The organism is Arenibacter palladensis, assembly GCF_900129275.1.
Taxonomy (GTDB): Bacteria; Bacteroidota; Bacteroidia; order Flavobacteriales; family Flavobacteriaceae; genus Arenibacter; species Arenibacter palladensis.
Genome location: NZ_FQUX01000008.1, coordinates 46,622 through 66,436, shown reverse-complemented (window position 1 = coordinate 66,436; position 19,815 = coordinate 46,622). Strand labels below are relative to the sequence as shown.

Here is a 19,815-nt window from a genome sequence, read left to right as displayed (position 1 = left end):
TTCATCTTTAAAAGTATAACCCATGGAATTTAAATCGCCGCTTAAACAATTATCATTCAGTTTTATCATAATAGGCGCATTGATTGCCTGTTCTGAATTAAAGACGGACTCGAAAACGGAACCGAAGCAAGATGTAGAAACTGTCGAAGCCAAAATATTTCCGCACAAAATGCCGACCGAAAAACCGGATTTCCCCATGAGCGCCGCTACGGAGCGTATGTTCAGTTATCCTGCCCCGCGCGTACAGGATAACGAGCTTTTTTCGCAGTTTAAGTATACGCGTCTCAAAGGTTTCGATTATCATGGCGGCGACGGTACGATTTCTCGTCGAGATCCCTCAAGGCCAATTTTGGTTGATGGCAAATACTATATTTACTATACCAAAAGGGATACCAAAGTTCCCCCAATTGGTTGGGACAGGGCAAAGGAAGCTACAGAGGAAATACCGTCGACCGATTGGGACCTATGTGATATTTGGTATGCCACCAGTGAAGACGGAACTACATGGAAAGAGGAAGGTGTAGCCGTGGCACGGCCAGAAAAACCCAAAGCCGGATGGCGTTCGGTCGCCACACCCGATATATTGATTTGGAAGGGGAAATACTACCTGTACTATCAAGCCTTTACAGAGCCTAGTGGGCTACGCGGTGATTGGTGCCCTGTCTCGGTCTCATATGCAGACTCACCAAACGGTCCATGGACGCATGGTGGCGATGCCGTAATCCCATTCGGGAAAAAAGGGGAATGGGACCAAGATGCGACCCATGACCCTCACCCAATCGTCTATAACGGAAAAATTTACCTATACTATAAAGCGGCCTATAACAAATGGCCCGACATACGCGATAAATACGCCGTAGGCCATGGGCTGGCCATTGCCGAAGACCCTCTTGGCCCTTTTGAAAAACACCCGCTCAACCCCGTTTTGGCCTCTGGTCATGAAACAACCTATTTCCCATTTAAGGAAGGTGTTGCAACACTTGCCATTAAAGATGGCAATGAACGCGAGACGATGCAATATGCCAAGGATGGTGTCAATTTTGAAATTGCTTCAGTAGTTTCGCTAACTCCAACCGCGGCGGCACCTTTTGTAGCCGATGCCTTTACCGATTCGGGTAACGGTCGGGGAGTGACCTGGGGGCTTTGCCATTTTACCAATGCCGGAACGGCAAAAAAGGGTTATTCCATCATGGCCCGATTTGACTGTGACCTGAGCCTCGATTTTGATGAACCATCCTATAAAAAAACCGGAGTATGGCACAAACCGGAGGTATACTTTGCCCAGGCGCCTAACGAGAATTACAATCCTGAGGGACGATGATTGAAGAATTATTTTAAAATCTAAAAAGTAGTATTAAAGATTCCTGATATGGCCATGAAAAAAAGTAACAAATTCTTCAGTTATGTTTTTTTACTGTTTTTTTATCTTGGAGCTTCCCAAAATTCAAAACCCAATGTAATACTTGTTTTAACCGATGATCAAGGTATTGGCGATTTAGGCTGCCATGGCAACCCATGGTTAAAAACGCCCAACATCGATAAATTCTATACAGAAGCCGTTCGTATGACGGATTTTCATGTGAGCCCTGTCTGCACACCTACACGTGGCGCAATAATGACCGGTCAATATCCTATTAATAATGGGGCATGGGCGACCTATAAAGGTCGCGATGCCCTCTCTGGGAATGCAACGACTATGGCTGAAATATTTCGCGATAATGGTTATAAAACGGGCATGTTCGGTAAATGGCATTTGGGGGATAATTATCCTGCCCGACCTACGGATCTAGGTTTTGATGTTGCTGTTCACCATAAAGCAGGAGGGGTAGGTGAACTTTCCGATTACTGGGGGAATAACTATTTTGACGACACTTATTTCGTGAACAATGAACCCGAACAGTTTGAAGGTTACTGTACGGATATTTGGTTTTATGAAGCCATGAAATTTATTGAAAGCACCAAAGAACCTTTCTTTGTATACTTAGCCACCAACGCACCCCATAGTCCACATTATGTGGATGAAAAATACGCCGACCCGTATAAACCTTTCGTAGGAACCGAAATACCAAATGCCGAGTTCTTTGGAATGATTGCCAACATCGATGAAAATTTCGGGAAGCTTGAAAAATTCTTAAAGAAGGCAAGGTTGGCAGATAATACCATTTTGATTTTCATGACCGACAACGGGGCCACGGCCGGGTTTGATAGTCATAGGAACCTAGGGTATAATATGGGTTTTAGGGGACGTAAGGGCGATGAAACGGAAGGGGGACATCGGGTGCCATTCTTTATCCGTTGGAAAGACGGAAAAGTAAGCGGTGGTTGGGATATTCAAGAAACTACTGCGCATGTAGATTTGATTCCTACCCTTGCAGGATTATGTGATATTTCTATTCCCATGAACACCAAACTCGACGGGCTTGATTTCTCGCCTTTGCTTTTAAAAAAGGGGGGCAAATTAGGAGAAAGGACCTTATTTGTTCATAGCCGTCAAGATTGGAGACCACCTCTTGACGTCGTGGAAACCTGTTTAATAAAAGACAAATGGCGTTTGGTTAATGGTAATGAATTGTACGACATCGAAAAAGACCAAATGCAGCTAACCAACCTAGCCGACCGACATCCGGAAATCGTAAAGGCCTTATTAGCCAAAAATGCAGAATTCTTAAAGGAAACAAAAAAGAACCATACGTATACCGAATTCCCATTGGCAATCGTAGGCAACCCCGATCAAGAGAAAATTAAACTTACCATTCAACATGCCATCGGTGATGATTTGCCAATTTGGAAAAGTGAACAAGTAGCAGAAGGAAATAAAAACCAGAACAACATCCATCCCATTCAAATTGAAAGGGAAGGTCGATATAAGATATCCTGTAGAAGGTGGCCAGAAGAAAATCCTGGACCAATACTAGGTATTCCTAAAAAAAATCCCAAAAATTGGTTTACCTATAAATCGATTTCCCCGGAGAAAATTAGAATTCAAGTAGCCAATCAAATTCTTGAAAGAGAAATCAACGCCGCGGATGAAGAGGTGAATTTTGAAGTATATCTGGAAAAAGGAAAAACTTTTCTCGTGAACGATTTTATCGAAGGGAATGAAAAATATGGGGTATACTATTCTTACGTAACTTTCTTGGGAGAAAGGTAATGGAAATTATGGACTACAAAAAAGATAACAATGATGACATTTAGAAAAATAATAGCCCTATTGGCCTACTTGCTACCGTTACTGGTCTTGGCCCAACAAAAGAAACCCAACATTGTTTGGATTTTCTCCGATGACCACTCCTACCAAACTATTGGGGCTTACGGGGGCAGATTAGAAAGTCTCGACCCTACCCCAAATATCGACAGATTGGCCGCGGAGGGTATGCGGTTTGACAAGGCCTATGTAGAGAACTCCATTTGTGCACCAAGTAGGGCCACACTCTTAACTGGCAAAATGAGTCACATGCACAAGAAGGTGGACAATACTAAAAAATCAGTCTTCGACCACGACCAACAACAATTTCAGAAGATACTTCAGAAAAATGGTTATCAAACGGCCATGATCGGGAAGATTCATTTGCCGGGAAAAATGCAAGGGTTCGATTATTGGGAGGTATTACCTGGCCAAGGGAAGTACTATAATCCTGATTTTATCACGGAAGAAGGCGATACAAATTACAAGGGCGAATACGTAACAGATGTCATCACCGATCGCGCTTTAAACTGGCTTGAAAACGAACGCGAACAAGACAAGCCATTTATGATGATGGTACACCACAAAGCACCGCATCGCAACTGGGATCCGGCAGAGCGCCATATGGGCAAATACGAGGATGTTGAAATTCCCGAGCCCGAAAACTTTTTAGATGACTACGCCACACGAACAACGGCCGCGCACAAACAAGAAATGGATATAGCCACGAGCATGAATTTGGAAAGGGACTTAAAAGCTTCTGGCGATTTGTATGCCAATGACCCGAGGTTTAAATCACGGTATGAAAAAATCGCTAAGGAAAATATGAAAGGGGAAGAACTGACCAAGTGGAAATATCAGACTTATATGAAAGACTATTTACGCTGTATTTGGTCGGTCGATGAGAGTGTGGGTGAAATAATGAAGTCGCTTAAAGAGCAGGGAATCGATGAAAATACAATTGTGATTTACTCCTCAGATCAAGGTTTTTATATGGGCGAACATGGCTGGTTCGATAAGCGCTTTATGTACGAAGAATCATTCCGAACGCCCCTTATCGTAAAATGGCCGAAAACTGTAAAACCTGGAAGCGTGAATACCGATCTAGTTCAAAACATAGATTTAGCCGAAACCTTTCTTGATCTAGCCGGAGCACCTATTCCTGAAGATATGCAAGGCAAAAGCATAGTTCCTTTGTTAAAAGCAGAAACACCTGATAACTGGCGTAAATCTCTATACTATCACTATTATGAATATCCCGGTGCGCATTCGGTGCGAAAACATGAAGGGGTGGCCAATAAGCGATATAAGCTTATTCGTTTTTATGGGCAGGATGTTCCCAATGGGGAGGAATGGGAATTCTACGATATTAAATCCGATCCCTCCGAAATGAACAATATATACGCTTCGACTGACTATGCCAAATCAATTTCTGAAATGAAGACGGAGTTGATAGGACTTAGGGCTAAATATGGAGTTACAAAATAATTATTATTTAAATATTCAAGAATGAAAATACTGGTCCTTGCAATTTTTATATTCAGTTTAGTTGTTTGCCCATTGGTAAGCCAAGAAAACGCAAACAACAAGGTCTTGTATAAGCCCTTTGTAAATCAATTAGGTTACAATTTGGGGGAATCCAAACGTTTTGTCTGTTACGGCTCTGAAGATGGAGTACCTTTTCAAATTATTGACAACAAAACCTCAAAAACGCTCTATGAAGGCGAAATGCTGAACAATGAGGGATGGTTTACAGAATTTGATCCTATTTCCAATAGCCATGAGTTTATTATTAAAGTTGAAGGTCATGGAGTATCTGTTCCCTTTTGGATAGCCGATCATTTATTGGAAACGTCTTCTTCTAAATTGGCCTATGATTTTTTTGTGGATGCTAGAGGGTTTTCGGATTTGGAGAATTACCAAATGAGTGAAGTATATGGTGGTGGCCCCACACGTGATGGAGGTGCATACGGACTAGAGACTGTTTTTGAAATATTACAATATGCCAGCAATCCAGCATTGTATGATAATTGGAAAACAGAATTGGGCGATAAAAAATTAGCGGACCTTATTGATTTGATTCTTTGGCATGCAGAGTTTGCCTATAAATATGTTGATTATAACGGTCCAGTAAAAAAGAGGCACGGTACTTTAGGGTATCAGGGACAAGAGCGAATGACGTACGATTATTGGAACACATTGGACCAATTGGCAGCGGTGTGTGCGGCCTACCACTCCTTTTTAAAACCCTATCTCGCTGAGGAAACTTACCAAAAATATAGGAAGGTCTGTTTGGACAATTGGGAAAAATACGATCGCCATAAAGTGGTGCGGTTTTGGACCTATAGTACGAAATGGGTAGATCAAGGCTTTCAAGAATTCAATGAAATGGGAAATGCTTATGGCCAATCGGTTTTTCGTAATCTGTTTATGTACTGGTGCGAAAAAAATGAAAAGAATGGTTCTCCGGAGAAATTTTTACATTGGGCACAATCTGGAGCTTCCGATATTATTGCCAATTGGGATTTTAACAATCCACGTCATATGTGGTGGATCCGAAATGCTGAGCATATTACTCCCCAAGCCCTAGCTTATTTTTTAATGCTCGCACCTGATAAGGCTCCGGATGGCACTAAGGATAAATTAGCGGCTTGGGCACTTCATATGAAACAAAAGACCAGCAATTTTTGGAAATACCGCCAGCATAGCGAAACGGAATGGGCCCATCCTAAAACTAAGGAATTAGGTGGGGCACCAGCTTTAGGAGGCTCCATGTTCGCTGTCGCCCATGTTTTGAAGGACCCTGAGTTAAGGGCTATTGGAAGAGCACAGACCGATTTTGTTTTTGGGGTCAATCCCGTTGGGACCCATTTAAGTAACAAAAGTGAAGATAGGCTTCAAATCGATGGTTTTTGGAAGGGTGTAGAATATGGTTGGCCACAATCCCATCCCCATGGTTATGGTGAGTTGGGCAAGGTAAGGGGAACCCTGGACGGGTCTCCATTGGATGCCCAGTTTCCGATTGCTGAAAAGGTCGAGGTTATCGAGGGTAAAAATGATGGTCGAGTTTTTGGTAAAAATGCCTATGCCACAGAAGGCTGGGGTATTTCAAACCGTGGATGGCAAGCAACACTTACCTTTGCCACCTTGGGGAGTCACCAGCTTAAAGTTTTTGATGAAGATTACAAAGTTGAAATAGAAAATGTAAGGCCGGCTCAAACCATTGTAATCGAATTAAAAGCAGCCCTCAATAAAGATTGGAATGCGGTGGATAAAGGTTGGATATTGGTCCAATATGAGGGAGAATTACAGAAAATAGCGGTAATCGAAACCGCAGTCAATTCAGGAATCTTTACAGCAAAATTCAAAATTCCTAAAAGCATCAATACCTCAAATTTGGTAGTATCCTATGGCTATTTAGGCTTCGAGAAATCACTTAAATTAAAATTGGTTAACTGAAACAATTTAGTTCATAGGGTAAAGTATTCTTGGGATTAGGTTGTGTTTTCTATGTTTTTCGTTCATGGAGGAAAGGGGACACTAAAGAACCTAATAAGGGCAGTTTTTAATTCTCGTGAAAGTTTAAAGAAAGGGGAATAACCTACTTGTAAGTATATTTTTGCTAAGTGAAAGGGCAAGGCCTTTAAACGCTATGTGTGTAGGACATAAACAATCATATGGTATAGGCTCAAAACCATTTGTTATACAACAAAATGGTTATTTGTACTAATTTTGAAATATTGAACCATAACCTATAGATTGGACCAATTGGAATGGATTTGAACAAATAAATCGCAAGAATATTCTAAGAATCCGCTAAAGAAATCGTAGTTTACTTGTATGAGCTTTAAGTTAGATGCCAATATTTGGTATAAGCGTTTTTGGGGAGTTGTATTTCTTTTAGGTCCAATAATTGGGGCCAGTCAGGATATGATTAATTTTGAACATATCACCACGGATAATGGACTTTCCCAAAGTGATATCAATGCCATATATCAGGATAAAAAAGGATTTATGTGGTTTGCTACCCACGATGGACTTAACAAATATGACGGATATGATTTCACCATTTATAAGCCTCAAATAAATCAGCCGGAGAGTATCAGCAGCAATTTAATTTTCGATATAGTTGGTGACCAAGACGATAATCTATGGATTGGAACTACTGGAAAAGGACTAAATTATTTTAACAGGTCTACCGAAAAATTTATCAGATTTCAACACGATGAAAATAACAAGGGGAGCTTAAGTAGTGACCATGTCATCAAGGTTTTATTGGATAGCAAGAATCGATTGTGGGTGGGCACTAGTAAAGGTCTCAATATGTTGGATTTGAAGAAAATGAAGGACAGCGCTGTTTTTGAGCATTTCTACCCGGAAATAAACTCCAATGAAATATTTTCAAGAGCCAATTCAATAAATTCATTATACGAAGACGATAAAGGTCATATTTGGACAGGCACCGCCCAAGGATTATTTAAAATATCAAGGGATAAAAATGGTGATCAATACCTTCAATCAGTTAACGAAGCCATTGGATTACCAAAGACCAGGGTAGAATGTATTGGATCGGACAATTTTGGGAGATTATTGATCGGTACGGGCAATGGTGTATATGTACAAATGGCGGGACCCGATTCCACTAAAATTCAAAAATTTCACGAAGGGGATTTCAATAAACTTCTAGTGGACAATAATAATCACATTTGGTTCGGGACCAATGAGGGCCTTTTATATTTTAAAAACACCAATAAGGACAATGTTCCTATATTGGAAAATCATTTTAAATACGACTCCCGAAATAAATTTTCGCTTAGTAAAAATATCGTAAAATCCCTTTTTTTAGATAAGACCGGAATTATCTGGATAGGCACCAATGGGGGAGGGGTAAATAAATATGACCCTGAAAGAAAGCAGTTTCGTCATGTTCGAAAGTCCTTGGATCCCAACAGTCTTAGTTATGACAAAATCAGATCCATGTATGAGGATAGTAATGGTGCGCTGTGGATCGGGACCGAAGGTGGTGGGTTAAATATGCTCAAAAAAGAGTATGATGACGGAACCTACAATAATTTCCGTGTCTTTGATAATATCCAAAGGACTTTTGCGCTGACCGAGGCATTTCATAATGACCGCAAGATTTTATTTGTCGGTGCCGAAAATGAACACGGATTATACATTTTGGATATAACAAATCCCAATAGAATTAAGGAGGAAAATATTATTAAGGCAGAGGATGTGGATACAAGTGTTTTTTCACTACTGACGGATTCCCAGAACAATATTTGGATCGGTACATATGGCGGCGGAGTTCAACGTTGGGTACCAAATAAAGATTCAAAACAATACACTAAGGATGTTTTTATAAATAGTCCCTCCAATCCCTCTTCCCTGCCAAGTAATATTGTCAGAAACATCTATGAGGATAGTCATGGAAATATATGGTTCGGTACTGGTGATGGCCTAGGCAAACTATCTTTAGATCAAAAAGGTAAAAAACAACCTAATTTCACAGTATATAAGAACGACCCAAAAAATCCGGGGTCTATTAGTCATAATTATATTTTGGCGATTAGAGAAAGTACAGCCGGTGATTTATGGGTAGGGACTTTTGGGGGTGGACTCAACAAATTAGTTCAGTCCGACGGCAATGGGCTTGATAGTTTTATTTCCTATACTGAAACGGACGGACTTCCCAATAATGTAATCAAAGGAATATTGGAGGATAATATGGGATATTTGTGGCTGTCCACCAACCAAGGCCTATCCAAATTTAATCCAAAAGAAGTCACATTTAAGAATTATGATGTCAATGATGGGCTCCAAAACAACGAATTCCAGGAATTGGCCGCTCTTAAAAGAAAGGATGGAGAAATGCTTTTCGGAGGTATAAATGGTTTCAATACCTTTTATCCTGAAAAAATTACCGAAAATAGTTTTGAAGCGGAGACCGTAATCACCAATTTTTCAATCTCCAATAAGCCGGTTAAGATCGATGAAGAAATTAACGGAAGGGTCATTTTAAACAAAAGTATAGAGGAAACAAAGGAATTACATTTGAAATACGGAGAAAATAATTTTTCTTTTGAATTTGCGTCCATACATTATGCTGCTCCTGAAAAGAATGTATTTGCCTATATGCTGGAAGGTTTTGATAAGGGTTGGATACAAACTTCTTCTGAAAAACGATTTGCCACCTACACCAATATTGAGCCTGGATGGTACACTTTGAAGGTCAAGGCTTCCAACAATGACGGAATATGGGATTCATCACCCTCAGAAGTACGTATTAGGGTAATTCCACCATGGTGGAGAACCAATTCGGCCTATGTTTTATATACCCTTTTATTTCTAGGAATGTTATGGCTTTTTTGGAGGTATACATTTATAAGTACCACTAAGAAACATCAATTGGAATTGGAGTATTTGGAGAAAGAAAAAGCTGAAGAGCTACAACGGATAAAGTTGGAATTTTTTACAAATATTTCCCATGAGTTTAAAACTCCATTAACCTTGATTAAAGGTCCTTTGGAATATCTGCAAAAAAACGTAGAAAAGCTGGAGAAGAAGATTGTTTTGGAGCAATATGGGTTAATGTATAAAAATACAAACTACCTAATGCGTTTAATAAACCAATTGTTGGATTTTAGAAAAATCAATCAGGGCAAAATGCATTTAGTAGTAAGACATGGTAATGTATTGGATTTTGTAAAAGTGGTCGCTGAGCCCTTTCAGTTTTTGGCACGAAAACAATCCATAGATTTTAAGATAATTTCCGAACAAGACAAGATTATGTCTTGGTTTGATCAAGACGCCTTGGAAAAAATTCTAAACAATTTACTGTCCAACGCTTTTAAATTTACCCCGGAAAATGGGACTATAAGTATAAAAATTTCCGAAGAACGTGAATTGGATACCTATGGTATTCTAAAAGCGCAACCACTTAATCTTGGTGCCCTAATAATTCAGGTCCAAGATTCCGGTATTGGTATTACACCAGACAGGATGGACAGTATTTTCAAGAGGTTTTATGTTGAAAAAGATGATAAAAAACTTAACCCGGAAGGCGCAGGAATTGGACTTTCTTTTACCAAAAGTCTTGTTGAGCTACACCAAGGAAAAATAGATATTATTAGTGAACCCAATAAAGGGGCTAATTTTATAGTACGCCTACCCATTGAAAAAGTGGCCTATGAAAACAATCTGGAAATAACTTGTAAAGAAGTAAATGATAGCGATTATTCTATGCGCTCAACGGAGGCAGAATATTTTGCTATTGGCATAAATGATGAAATGGAAGATTCCAATATATCTAAATCCAGATCAAAATTGCCCGTCCTATTGGTAGTAGATGATAATGCCGACATTAGGGCTTTTATTAAACAGACCTTGGGTGATAGCTACACCGTTTATGAAGCTGAAAACGGAGAAGTGGGCTTACAAGTGGCCAATAAATTAATTCCAAATATAATATTAACAGATGTCATTATGCCCGTAATGGACGGAATTGAGTTATGTGGAATATTAAAATCAAAAAAAGAAACAAGTCATATTCCAATTGTGATGCTAACCGCCAAATCGTCGGAAGAAAGTGAGATAGAAGGACTTATTAAAGGGGCGGACGACTATATTTCCAAACCTTTTTCCATAGATTCCTTACGTCTCAAATTAACGAATATAATTAAGACCAGGGAAGAGCTGAGAAAAAGATTCAATAGGGATATCACCCTTAATCCCACAGATGTTACAGTAACTTCTGCTGATGAGACCTTTCTGCAATTGGCAATAGACACTGTGGAAAAACATATGATGAACACAGATTTCAGTGTGGAAATGTTGGTCAAGGAAATGGGAATCAGCAGAAGTAACCTGTATCTTAAATTTAAGGAGCTCACAGGTTTATCCTCCAGCGAATTTATTCGTAACATTCGTTTAAAAAGAGCGGTGCAACTATTGGAAAAGAGCGATATGTCCGTAAAGGAGATTATGTATATGACCGGTTTTAATACAGCTTCCTACTTTTCCAAATGTTTTAAAAAGCAGTTTGGGGTTATTCCAAGTGAATATTTGGATCAACAAAGCTTGCAGTCAAAATAAGAAAGATTCATTACAATAAGTAATACTAAGAACCATATGTGGTATTAATTAAAACATATGTGAATTTACACAAGCTTAAAATCCGTTAATTTTATAACTCGAACCAAAAATTATTATTTTGAAAAAACCGAATACTCCAACCGCCTTATTAATTGTATTAGTTGCTTTGTCACTTTTCTCGTGTGGGGACAAGACCGCAAAACAGGAAATTACAAAACCCAATATCATATTCATTATGTCAGATGACCATACTACCCAAGGCTTCGGTATTTATGGAAGTAGGCTGGCACAGTTAGATCCGACACCAAACCTGGACAAGATTGCCAAAGAGGGAATAATATTTGACAATTGCTTTGTAAATAATGCGATTTGTACGCCCAGCAGAGCGGCAATTATTTCGGGACAGAATTCACAGGCCAACGGAGTTTTGGATCTAGAGGGAGTTATTGGACTGGAAAAACAGTATCTGCCCAAGGAGATGAAGAAATTGGGGTATCAAACGGCCATTGTGGGTAAATGGCACTTGCACGATGAGCCTGCAGCTTTTGATTATTATAAGGTTTTGCCAGGACAGGGAAATTATTTTGATCCTGAATTTCTTGTAAGAGGAGAAAAATCATGGCCCCAAAATGTGGTTCAGACCAAAGGTCATTCTTCGGACAACATCATGGATATCACCTTGGATTATTTAAAAAACGAAAGGGATCCCAACAAACCGTTTTTCCTAATGCACCATTTTAAGGCTCCCCATGATGATTTTGAATATGCACCAAGATATGAAGACTATTTGGCGGATACCTTTATTCCTGAGCCGGAGAGCCTTTATGACAACGGTAACAACGGTTCAGTGGCTACCAGAGGTAAGAACGATTCCCTTACTAGGATCATTGGGTCCTCTGTTTCACACAGGAATCTAATACGTCATCAGGCCAACAATATATATTGGAACGATACCACAGTCTATAAAAAATATAGAAATGCCGGGGACATTGCCCCATCGGAATATGTAAAGTGGGAAATGACAGGTGACGAAAAAGAATACACCAGCAAAGTCTACCAAGATTATTTGAAGAAATACCTGCGATGTGTAAAGGGCGTGGATGATAATGTAAAGCGGCTATTGGATTATTTGGAGCAGGAAGGATTGTTGGAAAATACCATTATTGTCTATACCGGGGATCAAGGATTTATGTTGGGCGAGCATGATTATATAGACAAAAGATGGATGTATGAAGAATCTATGAGGATGCCATTTTTTGTAAGATATCCCAAAGCGATCCAAGGAGGATTGCGTACCGATGCCATTATCAACAATACTGATTTTGCACCAACATTAATTGAAATGGCAGGTGGGAAGACCCCCGATTACATGCAAGGGCATAGTTTTAAAACCATTTTGGAAACGGGTAAGGAACCAGATAATTGGCAAAAATCTACCTACTACCGCTATTGGATGCATATGGCACACCGCCACCAAAACCCGGCCCATTTTGGTATTAGGACAAAGGATTATAAATTGATATTTTTCTATGGGAAATATTGGGTGGATACCGATGACCCTACGGCTACTTGGAACAAGGATAGTTGGGGAAATGATTTTGCCAATCACACCCCTCCGGCCTGGGAGTTTTATGACCTTAAAAAAGACCCTAAGGAAATGAACAATGCCTACGGGGAAAGTGCATATAAAGATGTCATTGCCGATTTAAAGCAACAGTTAATTAAACAAAGGGAAGATTTAAACGAGACCGATGTCAACTATCCGCACATTCAAAAAGTAATCGACGCGCATTGGAATGATTAAAAGAATCAACCCTATCCTTTTGATCAAACTAAGGAAGATGAGAACCACTTGCTTATATTTTGCGACCTTATTTTTTGTGATCCCATTTTTGGGTATGGCCCAGCTACAGAACATTCCCGAGGATGATGCACCATGGGTAAACCCATTTCCCAAGGGCGAAATGGGAAAAACCTATATAACTGCCCCCACGGATATTCCAGATGGTCAAAAATTATTCGAGGTAAAGAAAAACAGCATTGAAGTGCTTTACGATTGGAAAGGACAAAAAGCTCCTTTCGGAACCATTACCGCTACCAAGAAATACAGCTCTTATAATCTTGAATTGGAATATAAGTGGGGTGAAAGAAAATTTGAACCCCGATTGGAAGCCAAGCGTGATGCGGGAATAATTTTTCATATAAAGGGAGAAAATGTTGTATGGCCTACTTGTTTGGAATGTCAGATACAGGAAGGTGATACTGGGGATTTATGGGTGATAAAAGGCCATCAAGTAACCTGGATTAATAAAGTTGGCTCTGAAAAATTAATTGACTCCGGAATTAAACCCCACTTTTTGGAAGGAGATAAATATGCCAATTACGAACTCGAAGGTTGGAATAAAATACGGGTTGAAGTAAGGGGAGCTGAAGGAGCAAAATTTTATGAAAACGGTCACTTGGTAAACGAAATTAAAGATCTTTTGGATTCCGATGGAAATCCGTTGACCAAAGGAAATATTGCCTTGCAAGCAGAGGGTTCTGAAATAACCTATAGAAATATTAGGTTGCAAGAAATACTCATAAATAATTAGATGGCAATACTATGAAATATTTAATCTTAAATCTTATAATTTATCTGGCCATAATTCCTATTAGTGCTGCTCAAGAACAGCCTAATTTTATATTCATCCTTACGGATGACCAGCAATACGGTATGATGGGTTGTACTGGAAATGATATTGTACAGACCCCTAATTTGGATAAGTTGGCCAAGGAAGGGGTTCTCTTTACCAATGCCCATATTACCAGTGCCATTTGCACGCCCAGTAGGGCAAGTATACTCACCAGCCAATTTGAACGAAAACACGGTATAAATTTTAATTCGGGCACTAGTATCTCAGAGGAGGGGTGGAAAAACACATATCCCATGGTGATGAGGAACAACGGTTACTTTACGGGATGGATTGGCAAGAACCATGTACCCGTTGGTGAAGGTGGTTATGACAGCGGCGTTATGGAAAAAAGTTTTGACTATTGGTATGCAGGCCATGGACACTTGGGTTTCTATCCTAAAGACCGCCATAAAATTTTTAAGGACGCAAAATTAGATACCCAGGTAGAAGTTGTAGGAGAAGGCATTCAAGATTTTCTATCGAACGAACAAAAACTGCAAGGTGTGGTGAAATTCATTGATCAACGCCCTTCCGACAAACCGTTTATGCTCTCGGTATGTTTTAATCTTCCACATGGAGCCGGAACTGGATCTATGCAAATGCGGGATTCGGATGATGAAATCTACAAAACCTTGTATCGCGATAAGAATATACCCCTGCCCAAAAACTACCTCGCTAGGAAAGATATTAAAACTGCTAAGCTCCCAAGGGCAATACACAAAGCCGAGGACAGACAGGAAGGTTATAATTATGTAGATACGCCTGAAGGGCTCCGTGAACGGTATATTAGACAAATGGAGGCTATGACAGGGATCGACCGTTTGATAGGTGAGCTAAGGGAAACTTTGAAAAAAGAAAAATTGGAGAGTAATACGGTAATTGTATTTACCTCCGATCATGGTCTTTTTATGGGGCAATTCGGCCTTGGAGGAAAAGCATTTTGCTATGAGGTCACTACCCATGTACCCATGATCATTTTTAATCCAAAATCCAAAAAATCCAATCGTGGAAAAACTTCCGACGCCTTAGTTCAGAGCATAGATATAGCACCAACAATGATGAGCATGGCCAGTGTATCCATTCCAGAAAGTTACCAGGGTAAGAATTTAACCGGAATCCTTTCAGGAACGGAAACCGCAGTGCGTCCCTTTCTATATACCGAAAATTTATGGTCAACTCAATTTGGTAACCCCAGATGTGAAGCAGTACAGGATATGGAATGGAAATACATAAGATATTACAAAAATGAAAATTTGTCGGCACGTAAAAAGATAGCCACGGCGAAAACAATGGGAATAGATATCAACAGCATGCTCTATAAGGTGCACGACCCGGACATTGCCGTATATCGAGATTTTATAGAAGGGCCAATAAGGGGAGAGCAAGCTGTTTATGAAGAGCTTTTCGATCTAAAAAACGACCCAGACGAAACTACCAATTTAGCCATGATTGATGTCCATGCCAAAGTGCTCGAAAAGATGAGAACCGTATGGGGAATGGAAATACAAAAGGCAAGGGGGGAAGACCCTCAATTGGTACTTCGTTATACTGCCGACAGCGAATCTGAGCGTGGGCTAGTAATTGAACCCAAATAATTTATTATGGGAAAATTGTTTATTATTATTCTTATTTGCTTTCATTATCAGTTGGTAGCAAAGGACTTTAATGTCCTCGATTATGGCGCCGAAGCAGATGGGATAACCCTGGACACCAAAGCCGTGCAGGCCGCAATAGATGCCTGCACCCTAAATGGTGGTGGGAAGGTCCTGATACCCTCTGGTAAAAAGGTATTAATCGGTACTATTTATCTCAAAGATTTTGTGACTTTACATATTGAAAATGGGGCAGTATTATTAGGAAGTGCTAATTACGATGACTACACCACGGACACCCATAAAAACATGTACAAAAACGAACCCCATATGGATCGCTGCCTCATTTTTGCAAAGGATGCCAGATCCGTTGCCATTGAAGGCTATGGTACAATAGATGGTAACGGACATCGGGAGAATTTCGACAAAGGTAGGCCTATGTTGATACGCTTTTTAAATTGTAGAGACATTCATTTAAATGATATTACCTTGATCAATCCCGCTGCCTGGACATCTGCTTGGTTATATTGTGATAATATAAGCGTAAATGGGATCAACATTATAAGCAGAGTAAACAATAATGGCGATGGACTCGATTTTGACGGATGTACCAACGTAAGGGTAGTTAATAGCAATTTTGACAATAGTGATGATAGTATATGCTTGCAGGCATCACGACCGGACAGACCTTGTAAAAACATTACTATAAGCAACTGCCATTTCAGCACCAAATGGGGCGGTATGCGGATAGGATTATTATCCAGAGGTAATATTGAATCGATAGCAGTCACCAATTGCACCTTTAAGGATATTCAGGATTCCGGATTAAAAATTCAACAAGGCGAAGGTGGGGAAATGAAGAATATGGTTTTTTCCAATCTGGTAATGGAAAATGTACCAAGGCCTGTTTTTATGACCTTCGCCCCACAAAGGGCCAATGTGGATACTCCAGAACATGAACTTGAGCCCTTAAAAAGAATGCACGATTTTACCTTTAGCAATATAGTAGTGGACAATTCCCAACTCGATAAAAATTCAGCATTCTTCTTAACGGGTTTTCCCGGAAATTATATTGAGGATGTGGTAATTAAAGATGTACAGTTCACCGTTTCAGGTGGAGCAGGTATGGAAGATGCCGAGAAGACTGAAGTAAATGAATATACCCAGGAAATTTTAAAGGGTTGGTGGCCGGAATTTAGCTTAGTAGGCACCTTGCAAGCGTCGGGAATCTTTGCACGTCACCTAGACGGACTTGTCGTTGACAACTTTAACCTAACGGTTGTGGATACCGATCTGCGAAATCCTGTGGTGTTGCACGATGTAAAACACGCCGAAATTAATCAGGTACGCTTAAATAAAAAACTAATTTCTTCAGAACAAATTACCATAAGATAAAATGAAAAAACAATTGTTTAAGTATGTAATATGGTTGTTCGGAGTATTACTACTAACACCCCTAAACGCACAAAAGAGACAATCTGAAAAACCCAATATTTTGGTGATTTATACCGATGATCATAGGTATTCGGGTGTTCATGCCCTGGGCGGTATGCAAGTAAAAACTCCAAATATTGATGCTTTAATTGCCGATGGCATATCTTTTACCAATGGTTATTTAATGGGAGCCTTCTCTGGGGCAACCTGTGTACCCAGTAGAGCTATGTTGTTAACCGGTCGGAATGTATTTGAGCTTCAAGGGCAGGGGAACATTATTCCAACAGAACACAAAACCATAGGAGAAGCATTACAGTCCAATAATTATCAAACGCACATAGTTGGAAAATGGCATCAGGATAATGCCTCTTTGGCACGCTCTTTCGATGCGGGAGACAGACTTATGTCTAGGGGAGTTTACCTTGTAGACCACTTTCGTATGCCCATGTGGGACTGGAAAAAGGACGGTGACTACAGAGCTGAAGACGGTTATTTATTGGTTTATGATGACAACAGAAAAGTAATACGTAGACCGGTGACCAAAGATGAAAAAAGAGGACCTTTTGGTACGGAAAGAAATGGTCCGCATTCTTCTGAAATATTTGCGGAAAGTGCTGCCCAATTTATTAAGGGTTATAAAAAAAAAGATCCTTTTTTTATGTATTTGGCATTTCATGCACCGCATGACCCAAGACAGGCGCCCCTAAAATACAAAGACATGTATCCCGGTGAGGATATCGTACTACCACCATCGTATATGGCACAACATCCTTTTGATAACGGTGATATGTTTTTAAGGGATGAAGAACTGGCTGTTTGGCCCCGAACGCCAGAAGTAGCAAAACAGCAATTATCGGATTATTACGCCATCATTACGCATTTAGATGACCAGATAGGTAAAGTAATAGCTTCCTTGAAAGAAAGTGGTGCTTATGACAATACCTTGATAGTTTTTGCCGGGGATAGTGGTTTGGCCGTTGGCAATCACGGGCTGATGGGAAAGCAAAATATTTACGATGAAGACGGAGTTCATATTCCTTTTGTTTTTGCAGGTAATCTCATAAAAGACAAAGGTGGCGAGAGGGATGCCCTGGTTTACAATTTCGATATTTATCCAACGATCTGCGATTTTATTGGAATTAACGTCCCTAGTTCCGTAACTGGCAAAAGCCTGTTGCCCATTATTAACAAGGAAAAAACGAGCGTTCGGGATTATTCCTACCATGCATATAAACAATTTCAAAGAGCTTATAGAAAAGGAGACTATAAGCTAATTGAATATGTACGTGCCAACAATTACGACAAAGACAGTGGCGAGTCCATAAAGGGATCTCGTGTCACTCAATTATTTAACATAAAAAATGACCCCTGGGAGGTATATGACCTTTCATTCTTTCCAGAATTTTCAGAAAAGCTAGTGATTATGAGGAAGGAAATGAGAGAGAAGGCTATTGAGCTAGGAGACGACAAAAAGAATGTTGAGGGCGAAAAATATGGGTTTTGGGAGTTTTATTAATATTCGAAAAAATCATTTACAATATGCCGATTTAGGATAACCAATGCGGATGTATTACTCAATAGTTTTTTACCAAGGTTTGTATAATGTGATGAAGGGATACTTTGAATATAAAAGCAGCAACCAAATAAAGAATTGACTTATGAAGACAAACAATTACTTATTAGGGGGAATATTATTCTTAATATTAAATTGTAATATTACCAAAGCCCAGGAAAAAAAATACATCCCCAAACAGGCCAATGAATATATTAGGGTCTATAAACCTGACGGTGATTACTTTTTTGGACCTGACACTCCCAACCTAAAAGAGGGCAAATGGTATGATGAATGGGTGCCCAACGACCATACATTCGTAAAGGCCGATGACGGCAAGTGGCATATTTTTGGTATTACCCATCCACTAGTAGAAACCAAACCGCTGAACAAAGGTATTCATGAGGGGGAATATGCCTCTTTTCATGCAGTGTCGACATCAACGAGTTTTAAAGAAACGGTAAAAGAACACCACTACAATGATTTGCCAAAGATATTGGCCCCAAAGGATCGGCCAGGTGAAATTCCTGCAAATCATGCACCGTACATTATAAGAAAAGACGGACTATATCAGATGGTCTACGGCCATAGTCCCATTCGCTTGGCAGTGTCATCCAATTTATATGATTGGGAGCCAAAAGGGGAACTGTTTTCCGACCCGGATGGAGCCCGAGACCCTAATTTACTGCTATACAAAGGAACCTATTATTTAACCTACTGTTCCATTAAAAGTGTCCGAATGGTCACATCCAAGGACTTGATACATTGGAGCAAACCCAAAACAATTCTTAAAACCAATAAGTTTGACCCAGAATCGCCTTCATTGATTTTTTACAAGAACACCTTTTACCTATTTGTCTGTGCATGGGTAGATGATTGGGATGGTACCGATATTCAAGGAGCATATACCCATAAAGCTTACGTATATAATTCAGATGATTTATCCGATTTTGGTATTGATGATGAGAAGGAAATTACGGTTCTAAATTCACATGCCCCAGAAATCTTTCAGGGAGAGGATGGTCAATGGTACATCTCCAGTGTGGAATGGCCATATAGAGGGGTCAGTATTGATAAGTTGAATTGGGAAGTGCAGAGATAAAATATAGGCCCAATTGAAAAATCATACATAATATATATTCTGATTATTCTTTTTAAAAACAACATATAAGGCCTAATGGTCTGTCTTTCTGTAATCAACAAGCCCACTTAATTTTAAAAGTGGGCTTGTTATTTTATTGGGATCAACCAATTTAATATAAACTATTAATCAATAATAGG

11 protein-coding genes are annotated in these 19,815 nt (G+C 39.7%); all 11 read left to right on the top strand.

Features of this window, described 5'->3' with window-relative positions:
- Window positions 1–22: 22 nt before the first annotated feature.
- Complete coding sequence (locus BUA60_RS18110; RefSeq protein ID WP_072864201.1) at window positions 23–1,321, top strand: glycoside hydrolase family 117 protein; 1,299 nt, start codon at window positions 23–25, stop codon at window positions 1,319–1,321.
- Between the two features lie 54 nt (window positions 1,322–1,375).
- Complete coding sequence (locus BUA60_RS18105) at window positions 1,376–3,151, top strand: arylsulfatase (protein WP_072864407.1); 1,776 nt, start codon at window positions 1,376–1,378, stop codon at window positions 3,149–3,151.
- Between the two features lie 30 nt (window positions 3,152–3,181).
- Window positions 3,182–4,672 (top strand): sulfatase family protein, encoded by a 1,491-nt coding sequence (locus tag BUA60_RS18100; protein ID WP_218587951.1) that lies wholly within the window; start codon window positions 3,182–3,184, stop codon window positions 4,670–4,672.
- 21 nt (window positions 4,673–4,693) lie between these two features.
- Window positions 4,694–6,643, top strand: coding sequence for a cellulase N-terminal Ig-like domain-containing protein (locus tag BUA60_RS18095; protein WP_072864198.1), 1,950 nt, complete (start codon window positions 4,694–4,696; stop codon window positions 6,641–6,643).
- Window positions 6,644–7,024: 381 nt separating this feature from the next.
- On the top strand, window positions 7,025–11,281 hold the full coding sequence (locus BUA60_RS18090) for a two-component regulator propeller domain-containing protein (protein WP_072864196.1): 4,257 nt from the start codon (window positions 7,025–7,027) through the stop codon (window positions 11,279–11,281).
- Window positions 11,282–11,516: 235 nt separating this feature from the next.
- Entirely contained in the window at window positions 11,517–13,085 is a 1,569-nt protein-coding gene (locus BUA60_RS18085) for a sulfatase family protein (RefSeq protein WP_245802587.1), read from the top strand.
- A 37-nt stretch (window positions 13,086–13,122) separates the two neighbouring features.
- Window positions 13,123–13,875, top strand: coding sequence for a 3-keto-disaccharide hydrolase (locus BUA60_RS18080; RefSeq protein WP_178347028.1), 753 nt, complete (start codon window positions 13,123–13,125; stop codon window positions 13,873–13,875).
- A gap of 11 nt (window positions 13,876–13,886) precedes the next feature.
- The gene (locus BUA60_RS18075) at window positions 13,887–15,551 is read left to right on the top strand and encodes a sulfatase-like hydrolase/transferase (protein ID WP_072864188.1); all 1,665 of its coding nucleotides are present in this window, start codon (window positions 13,887–13,889) and stop codon (window positions 15,549–15,551) included.
- Window positions 15,552–15,557: 6 nt separating this feature from the next.
- Window positions 15,558–16,943, top strand: a complete 1,386-nt coding sequence (locus BUA60_RS18070; protein ID WP_072864186.1) for a glycoside hydrolase family 28 protein — start codon at window positions 15,558–15,560, stop codon at window positions 16,941–16,943.
- 1 nt (window position 16,944) lies between these two features.
- Window positions 16,945–18,498 (top strand): sulfatase family protein, encoded by a 1,554-nt coding sequence (locus BUA60_RS18065; protein ID WP_072864185.1) that lies wholly within the window; start codon window positions 16,945–16,947, stop codon window positions 18,496–18,498.
- A 142-nt stretch (window positions 18,499–18,640) separates the two neighbouring features.
- The gene (locus BUA60_RS18060) at window positions 18,641–19,636 is read left to right on the top strand and encodes a family 43 glycosylhydrolase (protein WP_072864182.1); all 996 of its coding nucleotides are present in this window, start codon (window positions 18,641–18,643) and stop codon (window positions 19,634–19,636) included.
- Window positions 19,637–19,815: the final 179 nt, after the last annotated feature.